Genomic DNA, 18,096 nt, shown 5'->3' on the forward strand with positions numbered 1-18,096 from the left:
GATATGTCTGAAAGTTATCGACCGTCGTGGGGTTGAAGTACAGTAAACGGCAATGACCCTCTGATTAGGAGAAGCTACAAGTGCCCAAGTCGGTTAAGCGAAAGGCTCCCCGCCGGTGGGCCGTTATCGCAGGAATTCTGGCCATTATCATGATGCTCGTGCCCGTGGCGGTGACGATTTTTACTGATGTTGCGTGGTTTAATTCCATGAACTTCGGCCGAGTGTATGTCATTGAGCTTATTACTCGGAGTGCCTTGTTTGTTGGTGTCGGGTTGCTTGCGGGGGCCGCGGTGTGGGCGGCTGCGTGGGTTGCTATACAGCATCGTCCTCTGGTTCCGGAGGACGCCGATCCCCGTAGCCCATTGGAGGCGTACCGCCAGGTGATTGTGCGGTCGACGCGTCCTGTGCTGGTGGGGTTGCCCTTAGCAGTGGGTGTGCTGGGGGGCCTGGCAGCACAATCCGAGTGGCGCATGATGTTGATGTTCCTTCACCGTGAGAACTTCGGCGAGGCGGACCCTCAGTTTCACCATGATTATGGTTTTTATGCGTTTAGCGTGCCGTTCTGGTCGCGGGTGATCTCACTTGTGTTGACACTAGCTGTGGTCGCGTTCGTGGTGAACTTGGTGATGAACTGGCTGTTGGGTGGTATTAGGACGGCGGATCCTCAGAGCGGTAAACGGGCGACGGTGATGAGTCAGGCCCGTGTGCAGTTGGCGTCGATTGCCGGTGTTTTCATGGTCGCGAAGGCGGGAGATTACTGGTTCGAACGGTATCGTCTGTTGTCGAAGGATCATCCGACGTTTACTGGTGGTTCGTACACTGATATTAATGCTGTATTGCCGGCGAAGATTGTGTTGCTCGTGGTGTCAATTGTGGTGGCGGCGGCATTTTTTGCGGCGATCTTTCTTCGTGACTTGCGGGTTCCAGCATTGGCTGCGGTTCTGATGGTGGCATCTGCGGGGGTTATCGGTGTGGCGTGGCCGTTAGTGGTGGAACAGTTTAATGTGTCACCTAATCGTGCGGCGAAGGAGCGTGATTATATTGCGCGGAATATCACGTCGACGCGATATAACTATGGTTTGACCAAAGATCATGTTTCGTATGAGCGCAATTGGGGCGCGGGTGGCATGTCGAAGTCAGATAAGAATGAGTCGGTAGCGAATGATTCTGCAACGATTTCTAATATTCGTTTGTTGGATCCGGAGACAATTTCCGCGACGTTCACACAGCAACAGCAATTGAAGAACTTTTATGGATTTCCACGTGATTTAAGTATTGACCGGTATGAGCATAACGGGCAGATGCAAGATTATGTGGTGGCTGCCCGTGAGCTTGATCCGAAGTCGCTGTCTGGAAACCAGAAGGATTGGATTAATAAGCATACGGTCTATACGCATGGCAATGGTTTCATTGCTGCACCGGCGAATAAGGTTGATGAGGTTGCTCGTGATGTGGGTTCATCGCGTGGTGGTTATCCGATCTACACCGTGGCTGACCTGCAGTCGAAGGACCGTACGCAGTCTGATGATCCGGATACGCTGAAGATTAAGGTTGATCAGCCGCGTATTTATTTCGGGCCGATCGTTGCTGATACGGATCACGATTATGCTGTTGTTGGTGGCGATGGGTCTGGTAAGCCACGCGAGTATGACACTGATGGGTCGAACTACACCTATACGGGTACCGGTGGCGTTGGTATTGGGAATCCACTGTCACGTGCTATGTATTCCTTAAAGTACCAGTCGATGAATTTGTTGTTGTCGGATGCGGTCGGTAAGGATTCGAAGATTGTTTATGATCGTGATCCGCGGGATCGTGTACATAAGGTTGCGCCGTGGTTGACAACAGATTCGCAAACGTACCCTGCGGTGATTAATGGTCGAATTAAGTGGATTGTTGACGGCTATACTTCCGTTAACAATTTGCCTTATTCGGAGCATATGCAGATCTCTGGTGCGACGGAGGATTCCTTGAACCCTCAGGGGACAAAGCAAAATACGGTGGGCAATAGTGTGAGCTATATTCGCAATTCGGTGAAGGCGACGGTGGATGCGTATGACGGGTCTGTGGACTTGTATGCGTTTGATGAGCATGATCCGATTTTGAAGTCGTGGCGGCGTAGTTTTCCGGGAACGGTGAAGCCAAAATCAGCTATTTCCGATGAACTGATGAAGCATCTTCGGTACCCGGAGGACTTGTTCAAGATCCAGCGTGAGTTGGTGACGCGCTATCACGTGTCGGACCCCGGTGTCTTCTTTACTAACGATTCATTCTGGTCTGTGCCGTTGGATCCGACAGCGTCTGAGCAGGGGTTGCGTGATAAAAATCAGCCTCCGTACTACGTTGTGGCGTCTGATCCGAAGACGGGGGACCCAAGTTTTCAGCTGATTACCCCGTTACGTGGTTTGAAGCGTGAGTTCTTGTCGGCTCATATGTCTGTGTCGTCTGATCCGCAGACATACGGGAAGATCACGGTGCGCGTGTTGCCGACGGATACTCAGACGCAGGGGCCAAAGCAGGCTCAGGACACAATGATGTCCTCAGATCAAATTTCGCGTGAGCGGACACTGCTGGAGGGCTCCAGCACGTTGATTAATGGTAATTTGTTGACGTTGCCGGTGGGCGATGGCGGCATCGTGTACGTGGAGCCGGTGTATTCGAAGCGTAAACAGCAGGAATCTGCGTTCCCGAAGTTATTGCGTGTCCTGGTGTTTTATAACGGCCAGGTGGGCTATGCCCCAACCATTGGTGAAGCATTGAGTCAGGTCGGTATCGATCCGAAGGAGACTACGACCACCAAGGAAGCTGACGGCGCGAAGAAGGACGACTCTGAGCACAAGGGTGGGGGGCCATCGTCGGGCTCAGATTCTGATGGTAAGGATCAGTCTGGCGGCGCGGGTTCCGGTGTTCCTTCCGGTGGTGATGTGTCGAGCCTTGATCAGGCTGTCCAGAAGGTGCGTGACGCTAAGAATAGTGGCTCATTTGAGGAGTACGGCAAAGCGTTGGATGAGTTGCAGAAGGCGTTGGAGAAGTATCAGAACGACGGCGGTGTTCGCGGCGCCGGCCAGTCGATGGGTGCTCAGTGATATAAGAGAGGGGTATCTGTCGCCGGTGCACCCCTCGTGTACTGGCGATTTCACATTATGCCCGCCGATGCGTTACATTGTTTCTTGTCGCTGACGGAGACAAGTTCTCTATGCGTCTGTCGCGGGGTGGAGCAGCTCGGTAGCTCGCTGGGCTCATAACCCAGAGGTCGTTGGTTCGAATCCAGCCCCCGCTACCAATTTCCCCTCCTAACTGGTGTGAACCGGTCGGGAGGGGTTTTCTTGTGGGATGCCCGGTTGTCATTGACCAGATCATTGAGGTGTGTGGATCGGATGATGCGCAAGGAAGGGCGGTGTGTACATAATCTGTACCTCTTCATCAGGCCTCGTAACCAACGGCTCTGTCGGCTACAGGGGCTATTTTTTTAAGTAATACCATCCCCCATTAGATGACATGCGTCGCTTGTCGTGTTGAATGTAGACACACATGATTACGTTTTCTGAAAGCACGGTGCGCGATGGCATTTTCCTCATCCAATGAGAGAGCAACTGACCAGTTCGTCCGCGATGAACTCCGAGCAATTGGATTCCACCGTCCCTGGGAGCAGGGCGGAGGCAAAGAATTTCCCGTCTACCTACAAGAAGCGCTGATTGGGGCATCTAAACAAGGCGGCAACGGGTACGGGAAGCCCGAGTTCCTTATTGAATCAGGCAAGTATCTGGTTGTCATCGAGGACAAAAAGAACATTGAGGACTCGGTAAAACTTGACGGCCACGACAGGATCGACCTCGAGTACCCGGCCCCCAGGGATTATGCGCTCAATGGTGCGGTCCACTACGCACGACATATCGCAGATAAGACACGCAGGAACGTCTTTGCCGTCGGCGTGGCCGGGTCGGAGTCGCATAACCACATTACCGTGTGCTTCGTTGCACCTTACATGCCGCCGAAGAGGCTCAAGGATGCAGACACACTGACTAACTTTGCCTCCGACAAGATCCACGAATACTACCGGGTGGCTGTCCAGGGTGATCTACCCAAGGAGGAGCGCGAGGTTAAGGCCATCCGCTCGGTGGCTGCAGCACTGCATGAGGACATGCGCAACTACGCTAACGTGGAGGGTGAACGCAAAGCCACCCTGGTGTCTGTTATTCTACTTGCGCTTAAAGGAAACCCGGATCTGCTTGATCATTTGCAGGCCAAGAACCTCGATGAGTACCCCGATCTGGTCGACGGCGTGTATGTCTACAACGCGGCTAAATCCTACCTCGAAAGTCCCAAGATTGACTTGAAGCCGAAGCAGAAGATCGGCGCCATGCTCGACCAGTTCGCCTTCATCAAAACGCACGTCCAGCTCAACTCTCTTAATACCAATCTGGGGAAGACACCGATGAAGCGGTTTGTCGAAACCCTGCACACTGACGTGCTTAAGCAGGTCAGTAACCCCGGCTACACTGCCTTTGATGTTCTCGGAGCCTTCTATGGTGAGTTTGTCAAGTACGGTGGCTCCGATGGCAACGCACTCGGCATCGTGCTTACTCCGCACCACATCACTGAGCTCATGGCTGAGCTTATCGATATCGACTCTGACGATATCGTGCTCGATCCCGCTGCCGGCAGCGCCTCATTCCTCATCGCCGCAATGAAACGAATGTTCACCGATGCTGATACCCGTTACGGCAAGAATTCCGCCAAAGCTGAGGATGTCAAAAAGGCGATCAAAAGGGACCACCTCCATGGAATTGAGCTCCAGGACAAGCTGTTTTCCATCGGCACTACCAACATGATCTTGCGTGGCGACGGTAAAGCCAACTTCCAGCGCCACAATTTCTTCGATCTCGATCTGCACGAATTGCGCCGTGACCAACCGGTCTACGACGACTCCGGCTGCCAGATCCTTGACCACCACAGCCAGCTTCAGTGGGAGGACGGCCCCGGATTCACTAAAGTGCTCATCAACCCGCCCTATTCACAGGCTAAAACCAAAGAAACTCGGCATCTTTCCGAGCTGTCTTTTGTGTCCCGTGCGCTCGATGCTCTTAACCGAAAAGGCCGGCTCGCTGCTATCGTTCCCCAGTCCGCCATGGTCGGTAAGACTAAAGAGGACAAGCAACTTAAGGCATATATCCTCAATCGACACACCCTTGATGCGGTGTTGACGATGAACCCTGACACTTTTCACGGTGTTGGCACCCACACCGTCATTGCGCTGTTTACTGCCGGTATGCCCCACCCTGCTGACAAGCTTGTATCCTTTGTCAACTTCAAAGACGACGGTTACTACGTGCGGCAGCACGTGGGCCTTATCGATGACGGCACGGCCGATGAGCGACGTACTCACCTGATGAATGTACTGAAGAATCACCACCCGGACGAAACATCATTCATTGTGCGTACGCCGGTCACTGCCACGGATGAGTGGCAGCATTCATTTTTCTACTTCAACGACTCCCCGCCCACCTATGAGGACTTCATGGAAACGGTGGCGGACTATCTCACCTGGCAGATCGACATGCACACCCACGGGCATGGGGATATCATCACACCCCGGGTCACCTTCGACAATGATGAGGAGGCGTAATCGTGAGCATCTACGAATCGCTGTACTTTCAGCCGATGTTGATCACGGATGTGTTTGAGTCGATGAGTGCCGCTGGTAAGTGGTTCGATCTGAGCAAAGCATCTAAATCTGGGCGGGCTGCATATCCATATGTCGCCCGCTCGGGGGGAGGCAATGGTATAGGGGCTATCATTCCGCGTCAAGAGGAAGGGCCTCCGAATGTAGGTAACTGCATCACCATCGGAGTTTCAACGTCAACGGTGTTTTACCAACCGGTTCCATTTTATACAAGCAAGGAGATTCAGGTTCTTCGGCACTCGTGTCTCAATGAGTTCAACGCTTTAGTTCTTGTAGCGGTGTTGCGGCGGCAAATGGGTAAGTTTCAGTGGGGTAATGGGGCTTCTCTTGTACGTTTGAAAGCAACGAAGATTATGGTTCCTGTGATTGCTAATGCACCGGGCGAGATGGCAGTCGACTGGGACGGTATGACAGCTCTTGGGCGTGAACTGCGTGACCATGCGGCCGCCGCCAGTGAAGCATCCTTTATCACACAACCAAATGACAGCGATTTCCTTCCCGATCTCGACTTTCAGCCGATGTTGATCACGGATGTGTTTGAGTCGATGAGTGCTTCAAAGGCATGGTACGATAAAAACAAGATTATAGAAACTACCGGTCAGTATGCCTACGTGAGCCGTTCAGCTATGAGTAACGGCTTGGAGGATGTTATCAGCCGCCAGCCCCTCGTTCCCAATGTGGCAAACGCGATTACCATAGGTGTCGATACACAAACAGTCTTCTATCAGCCTATGCCGTTTTACACATCGGTGAAAATTCAGGTTCTTCGGCACTCGTGTCTCAATGAGTTCAACGCTTTAGTTCTTGTAGCGGTGTTGCGGCGGCAAATGGGTAAGTTTCAGTGGGGTAATGGGGCTTCTCTTGTACGTTTGAAAGCAACGAAGATTATGGTTCCTGTGATTGCTAATGCACCGGGCGAGATGGCAGTCGACTGGGACGGTATGACCCAACTCGGCCGAGTACTTCGTGTCCGTGCCGAGCGAGAGGCACGAAATGCACACGGAATGAGCACGTGAATATCTCCGACAGGATTAAAGCTGCGTACAAGGGGCGTAGGTGGACCCAGGATGGCACCCCCAGGGACATCACAGTTTTCAAACCTACCGTGATGTCCCTGGTGACAGGTCATCGTGCGCCCGGGTTCGAGCTGGCAGTCTGACCAATCAGATGATTATCCCCGTGAGCATGTCGGATAACTCCCGTTGATAGCTGCATCGACGCTGAACATTGACACCCTGGTGTTACACTTGCACCAGCTACCAGCGCGTTGCCGTCCAGTACTCCGGGGTAGCTGGTGAACTTTGCTTCACTCACTGCTTGTGCGTCCTGCTCTCGCGCCTGACGAACTAGTTCTCGCGTAGCCTCCGAATCCCCAACAAAGGATTAGGCGGAGTGCAAGCCTGTCTTCCAACCGCACACATGGATCCCTAGCTGTCGTCTAACGGCACCTAAAGCGATCCACGCGGTTTCCGCAATAGTGGTCTTAGCCACGTCGATAACAACGAGCTGTCGGTGAATACCCATCACCTCGTAGCGGACCACACGCGTCCATCTGTTCTCAGCACAGCCGCCGTGATGCTCAACACGAACCTGGTCCATTCACCACACACCGTTGCTCAGTAAAGAAGCCGCTGGCATGAACTCCTATCACTGATCCAGTGTCCTCACCGGTCCGGAGGTGCCAATATCCACTACGAGGTGCTTCTTCTGGATGGTGTGAATTAGTCGGGAGGGTTTTCTTTTTGTGTAGGCACCGATACTATCCCTGGAGGCTTCTATTTGGTGGAAGCAGGAGCCTTGTTGTAGGGCGTGCAGTTTTTTGTTCTGGGGCCATTGTGGTGTGTAGTAAGTGATCCGGTGTATAGGCTGGGCTTTAATCATTACTGGTCGAACGCCTTCGGGGGCATGGTGAGTGGACTATGGGGGTTATTTTGGGAATGCGTATAGGCTCACGTTGGTTGCGCGATGACGATGCGCCATCTAGTGGTGTTCCGCGGGGAATGAATGGCTCTCTGTGTGTGCTTGTGGTTGGTATAGCGGTGGGGCTGCTTGCCGGGTGTGGTCATGATGGCGCTCGGCCTGGACAACAGTCTGTGGTGCCGAGTTCAATTCCTGGCCATGCGGCTGGGGCTACGAGTGTTTTGACGAAGAATGCGCGTGATCGTCCTGTGTGGGAGCAGCCGGAGTTGTTGGCGAAGTATCCGGTGCGGGCGAAGCGGAATCCTGATGGTTCTTATGACTATTCTGATCCGAAGTTTGAGAATGCAGATTTGTGTAAGGATATTCCACCAGAATTTTGGAAAAAACGGGGATATAGAGTTATCGGATCAGAACATTCCAACCGTTCCACTCTCAAAGATTGTATCGTGGATGATGGAGACGGCGATCTTTCTAAAGCGATGACAATTGGTACTGAAAAAAGGCGGCGGAAAGATGTTGTCGGCAGGTTAGTTAAACAGTATCGTCCGGGCCGTTTTGATCAATTAGTTGATAGCCTTGATTTGCCGGCGTGTATTGCGTACCTGGAAACCGATATTGGTCGAATTGGATTTGCTTACGGCGATGACGACAAACAGATGTCTGAAGGTCAGTTGTGTCAAAAGGCGGGCGACCATCTAAAGAAGGTGAGCTAATAGATGACTATCTCCATTGATGTATGTGAGCTTGATCGGGCCATTGTTGTAATGGGAGAAAGTGTAAAACGATTTAGTTCACGATCTATTATTACGGAAAAAGAAGTTCATGGTGATTTTACTGAGGAGCCGGGGCTTCGTGAGTTAGGTCAGCAACATGCTCAGGTGATTACTGGTGATGTGGGTAGTGCGATACAGACGTTAAAGCAACTTCGTCGGTTGGTTCGTTGGTTGGCTGAGGGGACGAAGGCGATGCGGGGCGCATTTGTGGGGCAGGATGGTGCGTCGGCTGCCGCGCTATGTGGTGCGCAATCATTATTGGAACCCGCTGATTTTACGTTCCCTGCGGCGCCTCAAGGTGGGTTTGACGCTTTCGAGTTTCGCAACCCCTACCAGGGCGGTGAGGATGATCCCGAAGCGATTCTCGCGATGCTTAATGCTGGTGATGATGGGCACATTCATGACTTGGCTGACTATTGGAAGTCTCTCGCGTCGTCCCTGAACGATATGGTTGACCAGCTTTCCCGTGCCCGCAGGCACCTGGAGATGAATACTGGTGAGGCGATCGACGGTGCTGCAGAGAGTTGTTTGCGGGTGATGAGCACCGCGAGCACATTTGCTGATAATGCCACGGCAATGCATATGTCGGTGGCGCAGTTGCCGCATATCCGCGCCTCGGCCCGCCGGATGGTTCAGATGATCCACGATGACCAGACCACAGCCCTAGCAGCGGCAGCCAATCCGCAGGACGACCATCGCATTCGTGAGAAAGCACGGGCGGAGACCCGCGAATACATGCAGGGAATGTACCAGCAGATGCTAGATAGTGCTGTTCCCTCGCTGCGAAACCTCACCGATAAGCCACCGATGGGGCGCGGCGGCCGGGAACTCAATGTGACGGCTCCGGCACCAGTACAGGATGTGGGTGCGGCCCCAGTGGTGGCGACGCCAATGAATGCGGTAGCAGCCCCTATGCGTAGCGCCAGTGGGGTGATATCTGAATCTCCGAATGGGGTGAGCCCAGTGGACAGCCTTAGCGGCGATTCACACCCACACACCCCGCCAGTATCAGCGCCGACTGTAGCGGCGACAACGCCCACCACTATAGCCAGCGGTGCTGCCCCGATTCCGGGCAGCGCACCTGCGAGTATATCGGGTCTGAGGAGCGAAGTGGGGGAACCTAGCCGGCCCGTAGCAAGCAGTGGTGCGCCTGGGCCTGGTGGACATACCCCACGGGTGTGGTTGCCGTCGACATGGGATCCCTCGTTCGGCACTGGGGCTGATTCCCGTGGACCAGATGCTCATCGTAGCCCAGGCGGTTCGTCCGGCCCCGGGGGCCGGCATCGAGCGCCTAGTGTGGGTGGGCGTGATGGGGGCCGGGAATATCGTGCCATGCCGCCGTCTGGTGGCCGGGCTCGTGGGGTGCCTATTCCCATTGACGCAGATTACCGAGGCAATGGTAGTGGTGGTGGCCTGCATCAGGACCGTGGTGTTCCCGTCGAGCGGGGCGGGGGCCATGGTGAGCAGGTTTCCAGTCGGCATAAGGCCATGGGCACTCCTGGCCAGTACGGTCCTGAGGGGACAATGGGCCGTAGTGCTGCTCCCATGGGTTATGGCAGTAGCGGTGGTGGCAAGGGGCAGAAGGGCAAGCGTGAGGGGAAGTACCGGCCGACGATAGGCACGTTCGAGACAGAATACAACCTGCGTCAGCTACGTGGCGATATCACCCTGACCACGCCACGTGTCATCGGTAAAGAACTCCGTGAGCACCAGTAGCCACCACCGATGATGATCCCGCCCGGTGGACCACGCGTCGACACCTAGGCTTTCATCTCTCATCAGTTGACAGTTGTGTTTACGAGGCCGCTCGAATAATCGAGCCTCTACCCAACGACGCTGCCACGTCCACCAATCGCTGATTGACTGAGCCACGGAACGCTGGTGGGTTGGTGTCGTCACGGAGCTCGGCGATGAATTGGCCATCCACAAGCACATCAGTGAGTTCCAACAGCAAGCGGCGTTCATCGGTCAGTTCACGGAGGACTTCGAAGCGGTAGCCGGTGTACGTCCACACTGTTTTACCCACGTCGTGGACACGGCGCGCGATGGGCACCAGATGCCGTGCTGACAGCATCGGCTCACCGCCAACAAAAGTGAGACCTGCCACGTGTGGCCGCCCAACATCTGTGAGGATCTGTTCGGTGAGCTCGGCGTTTAGCGCAGTCCCGTAATTCGCCTTCTGAGCGGCCTTGTTGTAGCAACCCATGCAATTGAATGGACAATAACTCACATACAGTGAACAGCGCAGGCCAGCACCGTCGAGAACCTGAAAGGGTTTGTAGTCAGCAACCATGCATGTAGGCCGTTGCTTCCATCGACGCGACAACTGATCAGCGCGCTGAATCGCGGCGACGCGTTCCCCAGTTAGCTCAGCAGTGTTTAACACGCGAGCTGATCTCCTTCTGCTTACCGGCTACGACTGGGCGTTTCATGGGTGACCCCAGATAGCCACACAAGCGGCGCGTCACCGAGGCGGCGGTCTCATCACGGTTGCCGCAGTGGGGGCATGAGTATCCCTGCTCATCACAGGTGAATTCTCCTTCAAATTCACAGATAAAACACGTATCGACCGGGGAGTTAATGCCGAAGTAGCCGACGTGGTCAAAAGCTTCATCCCAGATGGCCTCGAAGGCTTGGGGGTTGCACTGAAGGTTTGGTGCTTCAACGTAGTACATGAACCCACCGGTTGTCAGTGGCATGTATTCAGCCTCGAAGTTGATCTTTTCCACTGGATTTGTGGGCAGGTAGCTGGGGTAGTGGAAAGAGTTCTCATAGTAGTCCCGGTCATTGACGTCCTCGATAACGCCGAAGGTATCACGGTCGAGAGTAACGAAACGATCACACAGACTTTCCGATGGTGTGGCGTAGATTGACACAAAGGCGTGAAAGCGTTCCTGTACAGCGCCGACGAGGTCACCCATGTGCTCAAGGATGCGCCGCGAGAGTATCCGGTACTGCTCGTGGCTGTGCCAGTGCACGTCACCGGTGAGCATCACCATTGCATTATGAATACCGATATATCCGAGGCTGATCGACGACCGCTTCTCGTTATCCCCCGTATACCAATCGCGGGCAGTGGTCTTCCCGGTAGGATCTCCCATTCCACCCTGGGTGTACATAATTGGCGCAGCACTCAGTTCGCCGGAGAGGATCACCTCCTCGCGAATCTTGAGAGCGTCGAAGGCTATGGCACAGGTTGCGTCGAGGAGGTCAAAGAACGTATCGACGTCGCCGTCGGCTTTGATAGCGAGGTGGGGGAGATTCAGGGAGACAACGCCCAGATTATTGCGTCCCACTAGCTCGTAGTCACCGGACGTGGTGCGCCACGGGTGGAGGAAGGAGCGGCACCCCATGGGGGTGACGATCTGCCCTTTTTTGATCTCGCGTAGTCGTGGCACCGAGATCAGGTCCGGGTAGATGCGGCGCATGGAGCAGCTCATCGCCTGGAGCTTGATGTCGTAGTTCGGGTCGCCCGGGTCGTGGTTGAGCCCTGTATCCACGAAAAACAGGATCTTAGGGAAAATTGCTGTTTCCCCGCTCATTCCTTGCGCACGCACCGCGAGGATTGCCTTTTGAATTTCTCGGGCTGCCCATGATGTGCCTAACCCGAGGGAAACTGAGGTGAAGGGGGTTTGTGCGGCTGCTGTGGTGAGTGTGTTGATCTGGTACTCGAAGGTCTGCATCGCGTCATAGATATCGTTGACGGTTTTACGACGCGCGGGTTCTTCGGCATTGTCTGTGACTGTCCGGAATAGGGACCGATTTTTTTCGAGGGTCAGTTCTGCGTAGGGGGCGAGGAGCTCGTCAATCCGGTGCACAGAGATGCCTCCGTACTGTTCGCCGGAAATGGAACCGATGAGTTGGGTGAGTAGTGTGGCTGCCACCCCGATCGATCGGGGTGGCTCGATGCGCGCGTTGCCCATGACAAAGCCATTTTTGAGCAGGCGCGAGAAATCGGGGAGGGAACAGTTGGGCATAGCCGAGAGGGGGGAGCGATCAAGGTCATGGATGTGGATGCGTCCCTCAACATGGGCGCGGCGGATATCCTCAGGGAACATGGCGAGTCCTTGAGCTTTATAGACCGCGTTTGCGATGATCTCGCGTTGGACGGTAAATGTGCGGGCATCCTTGTTGCCATTTTCGGACATCACTTTGGGATCCTTGGCCCGTACTTGCTCGAGGGCAGCGTCGATGTCCGTGGCGCGCTGGTATGCCGCTTCTGTGCGGGTGAGATAGTCGTGTACTGCGTGTTGGTACGTGTCGGGGTGTGCGGGGGTGACGTGGTAGAGGCGTTGAATACTTTTCTCGAAAACACTAGTGGGGAGGGGTGGTGTGGGGGACACGAAAAGAGCCTCCTTTAAGGAAAGCAAGGGGGTGGGGCTGTCCTTCCTATTCTAGGTTTTCTTCCTCTTTGTGGATGGTTCCACGAAACCTACACCAACAACATATGGTGTTTCTATCACTGTAATTTACCTGCATATTGATTCATTGGTGCAGGATGCGTGACCACAAGCAGTGGGCCGTGTTAATCTTGACACATTGGTAAAAAGCCACTCGGGTTGATTGAGAAACGTGTGTACAGCCCGCGAGTCTTCTGACTGTACGGGTCGCTCCGGGGGAGTATTCAGCCGCCACAGTGCGCCACTGATCACCAGAACACCCTGGCATGACAAATCCCCGCCTCCCGTGCATTCACTGAGAGCATCATGGGAGACGGGGATCACGGGCGGGGGCGTGAGTGCGATGCCCCACGCCCATCCCACCGTGCCGACATGGCGCGGTTATTGGATTGTGACTTCGACGTGACGCTCGCGTGGAGCGACCCCGAAGTAGCTGTTTCCTACTGGTTCCCAGGTCTTGGAGTGCCCGCATCGAACGTGCTGACCAGTAAATTCGTCAACAAGGAAACCCCAGCTTAAGCGCCCGGTTTCGCCAGGTTTAACGGTGTAGGGGCCGATGTTTTGACCCATGCTCCACACCATCTCCTGGGAGTATTCCCATGAGTACTTACGGTTGAGCTCTTTGCCAACCTGTACACCGACTGTGACGTTGGTCCACCACTTCTTGGATTTGGATTCCTTGATGGTTTGCGTCAGCGGGATGGGCGCGTCGCCGGTGGAGTTTGAGGTTGACTGAGTGCCCTCGACGTCGAAGCGTGAACCGGTGATGTCCACGTACTCCCCGGTTTCTCCAGGATTTTCGCAGGTTGTTCCGGGCTTCGGGCCTTGGTCTACGGCCGCGGGCTTGGGTACGGGTACCCAGTCCTCGGGGTGCTGAGGTTCGCCGGGCGTTGGGGCTGCCCCGGCCACACCGGCTCCCGCACCGAAGGCGGTGAGCGTCGTGAAGCACAACGCGATCACACGAGTCTTCATTACTTGCTCCTAGTCGTTAATGCTTGCCGACGCAGGGCCACCATCACCCGAGTTACCGGTGACCGGGGCCCATTGTGAGCGCTGTTCCCCGTCCTTGGTGGTCTTGTGCCACACAACGAAGCGGGTGGAAGGGCCTTTACCGTTGTATTCGCCGAAGTAGGGCTCCCCGCGCCATGTCTTGCTGTTTTTGTCGCAAGTGCGGACACGGCCGATGAAGGACTTCATGTGAACGCCATAGTCAGCGCGCACGGTTTCACCAGGGTTAACGGTGACTGGGCCCAGCTTATCGCCGACGGACCACTGACTGACCTCAACGATTCCGTAGCGGGCTTTGACGCCATATAGGAATGTGTCCCACATGTTGCCGGAACTCATGGCCTTGACTGACTCGTTGACCCCTTCGGTGACTTCGAGGCTGTACTGAATGGGCCGGTCGCTTCGGTTGGTGAAGGAGTTGGTGCCGTTGTAGCGGTCCCACTCGTCGGTCACCCATTGCTCCCAGGGGTGGCGGGTGGCGTCGGCAGCGGGGTCGCACTTGTCCGTGTCGACGAAGGTGCTGCGGTGTTTATCCTGGTCGGGTGTGGGTGTCACCGGTGTCGCGGAGGCAATCGGGCTAGTCAAGGGGGCAACGACGGCGACCATAGTGCCCGCCAGGGTCACGAGTGTCTTCTTATTCAGCATCGTATGGTTCCTCTGCTGGTTGTCGCTCGGATCTCGCTTACACAGCGAGATCTGCTACCTCGGACTTCGGGGCATCCGCAGACTGGTCACCTTCGTTGTGACGCATGGACACGCGGATGTGGCGCTCCTTCGGGATGGTTCCCCAGAACGGACGTCCATCGTCAACCCACTTGCCACTCTGGCAGCGGAGGTGGGTGCCCTTGAAGTCCTGGTTGAGGAAGCCGTACTCCATGACGCCGGTGAAGCCGGGTTTGACAGGGTAGGGGCCGAGGGTCTGGCCGACTTCCCAGGTCTGAGTGGATTGGTAGCCGGAGCTGAAGCTGATGTGGAAGAGCTTGAGCAGATCGAAGTCAATAGAACCGCCGACGTTCCACTCCTTGGTTTTGCCTTCCTTCAAGGTCTGAGTGAGGGGAAGGTCGGTGGAGCCGTAGTTGGCGACCGTGGCGGTACCTTCGACCTCAAACTTGGAACCAGTGATCTCCAGGGACTGGCCTTCCTGGCCTTCAACGGAGCATGTAGCGCCGACCTTACCTGGGGTCGGTTCAGCCTGGGCATGTGCAGCGGGAGCAATGGCGAGGGAGGAGATGGTCATGAGGGCGGCCACGGAACCGCCGAGGAAAGCCTTCTTCACGGCAAAGGTCCTTTCGAAGTGAATGAACGTAGGAACAGAAGGGACAGTGAAAGATGGAAAGATAGGGTGCTGTTCCCGAGGCACTCCGGCCCGCTGAGAGCTGTTGTGAAGTGCGTGCGCCCGGTCACATCAGCATCCTGTCCAAGACAACGTAACACCGATTAGTTTCTTTATCTACCTTAAAGTAACCTTCTCGAACGAAACCTCTATGACCAGCAGGAATGGTGGAACAAATAGGGGGGACGGGTGTAGAAAAGCCCCGAATGTGAATTGTAAACTCATTCCTTTACCAATGATCGATGCCGAAAACAAAAGCCCTGTACATGGATAGCGTTCCATGTACAGGGCTTCATAGTATGAATATAAAAAGGCTGGGCGGATGTGACTCGACCGTAGCCAACACTAACCAGCAGGCTGACAGACGGGAGGAACATTCTTCTTCCCATCCGCCCACTGTTTAAGTGCAGTGACGAAGGCATTGGTATACCCGGCGGTGGCGTTGCCGCGAGGGTGGATGCCGTCGCTGGCGAGTTCACTCACATGATGGTTGGCATACTCGCACCAATCTGCCGCGTACACGTTCGAGTGCTTCTTCGCGGCATCGACGACCTGTTTTTGGGCATTGCGCATGTATTCACGGTCGCCATAGGGCATCGCGATCACAATGGTATGTGTGCGCCCAATAGATGTGATGATCTGATCTATTTCCCCCGGGAACGCTTGCCCGTTTGTTCCAAAACCCAAGAACACGAACTGGCGTAGTGCATGCTGTTCTTTGAGGTGATCGATGATTCTAGACGCCGCTTGATAGTGACGGGAGACCTCGGCGTCAATGTCGATACCAGGGAACCGTTCGCGTAGTTTTTCCTGGGATGCGAGCATGACAGAATCACCAATCGCGGTGATATTGGTGCCGTCTTTCGGCATGTCATGTGTCATAACCTCGGGTGCGGGCTTTGTTGCCCCCCGATGTGCCTGGTTGTCTGCTTGTAGGCGTTGCAGTTCAGATTCAAGTGCCGTCCCATGGCTGGTGTTGTGGATGCCCACACCTGCGATAACGCAGCATAGGACAATAGCTGTGGGAATCATGGCGCCCGCCAGCCGTTGTTGCCTCGTGGATGTGGTGCTGACGATAGTCGTCGTGATCGCGCGTGCGCTTGTCATGAATCCGTGTTGACGGATCGGGGTTTCGATGTATCGGTAGCTCAGTTCTGAGGCGGCCACGGAGATCGTGAAGGCGATCAACCCTGTCAACCATTTCTTCCTCCCCCATTCGACGTCGTGAAGTAGCGATACGGTGAAGAGGTTCGCTGGAACATGCCACAGGTAGAGAGAAAAAGAAATAAAACCGAGGTGGCGCAGAATTGTGTTCCGAAAGATTGCGGCGACTGGGCCGCGATTGCGAACAACGGAGGCAACAAGTATTGCGGCGACAACGGAGCTGCTGATGAGTCCGCCGCGGTATGTGAAAGTATCGCGGGCGCCCAGATAGAAGAAATAGAGCAGTTGGACAGCAAGTGCGGGGATGGCCAGTGCGCTCAGAATTCGCCCATGTTTGAGGAGACCTTCCTGGTATCCCCAGGTATCACCACGTTTATGGGGAGAGGAGGAAATCGTCACCGATGCGAGGGCTGCGCCGATGAACAGACCGAAAGCGTGGGTGTCGGTGCCGTAGTAGACGCGGGTGGCATCTTTACCGGGGGTGACAATGATTGCCATCGCGAGTGCTGAGAGAAGGAGGCCGGTAAGTGCTACTTTCCCAACAAACTCCGGTTTTTTACGTAGAACGACGATGAGGAGGAAGACGATGAGCGGCCACAGGAAATAGAATTGTTCCTCGACGGAGAGGGACCAATAGTGTGCGAAAATTGGTAGCTCTGATTGTGCAAAGTAGCTTTGAGCATGGGAAATTTGGACCCAATTGTTCACAAAGAGGGCCGAGGACCAGAATTGTCTGCCCAGGTTCACATTGACGTCGCCTCCAATGATCCCTGCTATTGCAGAGCCAATGACGAGGGTACTGAGTGCGGCTGGTGCAATACGTCGTAGTCGGCGTAGCCAAAAGTTTTTCAGACTGATGGTTCGGGAATATACATACTCGCGAAGAAGTAGTGATGTGATGAGGAATCCACTGAGAACAAAGAACACATCGACGCCCAGATAGCCGCCAGGTAGTGCATTGCCAAATAAGTGGTAGATGACGACTGACATCACGGCAAGGCCACGGAGCCCGTCTAGTCCGGGGACATGCCTTATGCCGGTGGGAGTGTGGGGCGCGCGTGGGGTGTTCTGGTTAGTCGTCGCCGGCGGTGTGTCTTTGCGTGGTAGTGCGGTATTCCGATTCGGTGTGCTGTGTGTGACCGTGGTTGGTGGGGTAGGGGGTGTTGTGTCACGCGCGTCGACAGGAACGCACGTCGCGTTCGACGGTGTGGGCGGGGTGGCCCCCGTTGGCGTCACGGGGGTGTCGCTGGCAGGTGTGGTTTGTGATGAATCTTGGGTGTGTTCGATGTGTGGTGTGTGTGGTTGGGGGCGGCGTAGCGAGGGCTGTGGTGCCCCTCCGGAGGATGGTAGTAGGTGTGCGGTGTGGGTGTTGTGTGTGCGTCGAGCACCGGGCGGGGTCGTGCCACCTGCATGGCGGAATGAGGGTGGGGTGTCCTCGTGGGATGAGGTGTGGGACCTCTCGGTGCGGCGACGGGCGCTCACTGGAGTTGATGGGTGGTGAACCGGCGGTTGCACTGTTGGTGAAGGGTGACTGTCTTGTGCATTGCTGATGGTAGGGGTGGTGCGTGCTGACTGTGTGGTGCGGAGGGAGGTTTTACCTCGACCTGCGGGTGAGTGGTGTGGAAGACGCATTCTTGGTTTCATGTCGCTCGTGAGTGAGTTGCCAAAGTACAGAGTCTAACGCACGGTGGTGCGGCGTTGCCGACTGATCCGGGGTCTCTGAGTTAGGGGTTGTGCAGCTTTAATAATGTTTTCGCAATGTTATTAATTTGTTGCATAAAAAAGAGGAGAAAACTGTGAGGTTAGCGATACACT

General features: G+C 55.1%; 12 protein-coding genes and 1 tRNA gene. 6 read left to right on the forward strand and 7 right to left on the reverse strand.

The features are described 5' to 3' along the window. The first annotated feature begins 80 nt into the window (after positions 1-80). The 4 genes from V5S80_RS01110 to V5S80_RS01125 all read left to right on the forward strand — a co-directional run bounded on the left by V5S80_RS01110 (position 81) and on the right by V5S80_RS01125 (position 6,699). Positions 81-3,086, forward strand: a complete 3,006-nt coding sequence (locus V5S80_RS01110) for a UPF0182 family protein (RefSeq protein WP_395168925.1) — start codon at positions 81-83, stop codon at positions 3,084-3,086. 120 nt (positions 3,087-3,206) lie between these two features. After that, positions 3,207-3,283 (forward strand) — tRNA-Met (locus tag V5S80_RS01115). Between the two features lie 279 nt (positions 3,284-3,562). Beyond that, complete coding sequence (locus tag V5S80_RS01120; RefSeq protein WP_395168926.1) at positions 3,563-5,626, forward strand: class I SAM-dependent DNA methyltransferase; 2,064 nt, start codon at positions 3,563-3,565, stop codon at positions 5,624-5,626. Positions 5,627-5,628: 2 nt separating this feature from the next. After that, entirely contained in the window at positions 5,629-6,699 is a 1,071-nt protein-coding gene (locus V5S80_RS01125; RefSeq protein ID WP_395168927.1) for a restriction endonuclease subunit S, read from the forward strand. 367 nt (positions 6,700-7,066) lie between these two features. Here the strand turns inward: V5S80_RS01125 and V5S80_RS01130 are convergent, their stop codons facing one another. Further along, positions 7,067-7,282 carry a hypothetical protein gene (locus V5S80_RS01130; RefSeq protein WP_395168928.1) on the reverse strand — a complete coding sequence of 72 codons (216 nt, stop codon included), beginning with the start codon at positions 7,280-7,282 and terminating at the stop codon, positions 7,067-7,069. 338 nt (positions 7,283-7,620) lie between these two features. On the opposite strand from V5S80_RS01130, the gene V5S80_RS01135 reads away from it, so the two are divergent. Both V5S80_RS01135 and V5S80_RS01140 read left to right on the forward strand, forming a co-directional pair. Then, the gene (locus V5S80_RS01135) at positions 7,621-8,316 is read left to right on the forward strand and encodes a hypothetical protein (protein ID WP_395168929.1); all 696 of its coding nucleotides are present in this window, start codon (positions 7,621-7,623) and stop codon (positions 8,314-8,316) included. A 3-nt stretch (positions 8,317-8,319) separates the two neighbouring features. Beyond that, entirely contained in the window at positions 8,320-10,092 is a 1,773-nt protein-coding gene (locus V5S80_RS01140) for a hypothetical protein (RefSeq protein WP_395168930.1), read from the forward strand. A 79-nt stretch (positions 10,093-10,171) separates the two neighbouring features. Here the strand turns inward: V5S80_RS01140 and nrdG are convergent, their stop codons facing one another. The 6 genes from nrdG to V5S80_RS01170 form a co-directional block, all read right to left on the reverse strand. Continuing rightward, on the reverse strand, positions 10,172-10,762 hold the full coding sequence (nrdG, locus tag V5S80_RS01145) for an anaerobic ribonucleoside-triphosphate reductase activating protein (protein WP_395168931.1): 591 nt from the start codon (positions 10,760-10,762) through the stop codon (positions 10,172-10,174). Continuing rightward, complete coding sequence (gene nrdD / locus V5S80_RS01150) at positions 10,746-12,719, reverse strand: anaerobic ribonucleoside-triphosphate reductase (RefSeq protein ID WP_395168932.1); 1,974 nt, start codon at positions 12,717-12,719, stop codon at positions 10,746-10,748. Before nrdD ends, nrdG begins: the two co-directional genes overlap by 17 nt. Before the next feature lie 438 nt (positions 12,720-13,157). After that, positions 13,158-13,748 (reverse strand): hypothetical protein, encoded by a 591-nt coding sequence (locus V5S80_RS01155; RefSeq protein WP_395168933.1) that lies wholly within the window; start codon positions 13,746-13,748, stop codon positions 13,158-13,160. A gap of 9 nt (positions 13,749-13,757) precedes the next feature. Then, positions 13,758-14,429 (reverse strand): hypothetical protein, encoded by a 672-nt coding sequence (locus tag V5S80_RS01160; RefSeq protein WP_395168934.1) that lies wholly within the window; start codon positions 14,427-14,429, stop codon positions 13,758-13,760. A 37-nt stretch (positions 14,430-14,466) separates the two neighbouring features. Next, entirely contained in the window at positions 14,467-15,060 is a 594-nt protein-coding gene (locus tag V5S80_RS01165) for a hypothetical protein (RefSeq protein WP_395168935.1), read from the reverse strand. A gap of 402 nt (positions 15,061-15,462) precedes the next feature. Further along, positions 15,463-17,925, reverse strand: a complete 2,463-nt coding sequence (locus tag V5S80_RS01170; RefSeq protein WP_395168936.1) for an acyltransferase family protein — start codon at positions 17,923-17,925, stop codon at positions 15,463-15,465. Positions 17,926-18,096: the final 171 nt, after the last annotated feature.

It is taken from the genome of Corynebacterium sp. PCR 32, from assembly GCF_037464985.1.
GTDB classification, from domain to species: Bacteria; Actinomycetota; Actinomycetes; order Mycobacteriales; family Mycobacteriaceae; genus Corynebacterium; species Corynebacterium kroppenstedtii_D.

Excerpts from the sequence above, each read along its gene's own strand:
- V5S80_RS01130 (WP_395168928.1), bottom strand. The coding sequence starts at position 7,282 with ATGGACCAGGTTCGTGTTGAGCATCACGGCGGCTGTGCTGAGAACAGA.
- V5S80_RS01155 (WP_395168933.1), bottom strand. The coding sequence starts at position 13,748 with ATGAAGACTCGTGTGATCGCGTTGTGCTTCACGACGCTCACCGCCTTC.
- V5S80_RS01170 (WP_395168936.1), bottom strand. The coding sequence starts at position 17,925 with ATGAAACCAAGAATGCGTCTTCCACACCACTCACCCGCAGGTCGAGGT.
- V5S80_RS01160 (WP_395168934.1), bottom strand. The coding sequence starts at position 14,429 with ATGCTGAATAAGAAGACACTCGTGACCCTGGCGGGCACTATGGTCGCC.
- V5S80_RS01135 (WP_395168929.1), top strand. The coding sequence starts at position 7,621 with ATGCGTATAGGCTCACGTTGGTTGCGCGATGACGATGCGCCATCTAGT.
- V5S80_RS01120 (WP_395168926.1), top strand. The coding sequence starts at position 3,563 with ATGGCATTTTCCTCATCCAATGAGAGAGCAACTGACCAGTTCGTCCGC.
- V5S80_RS01140 (WP_395168930.1), top strand. The coding sequence starts at position 8,320 with ATGACTATCTCCATTGATGTATGTGAGCTTGATCGGGCCATTGTTGTA.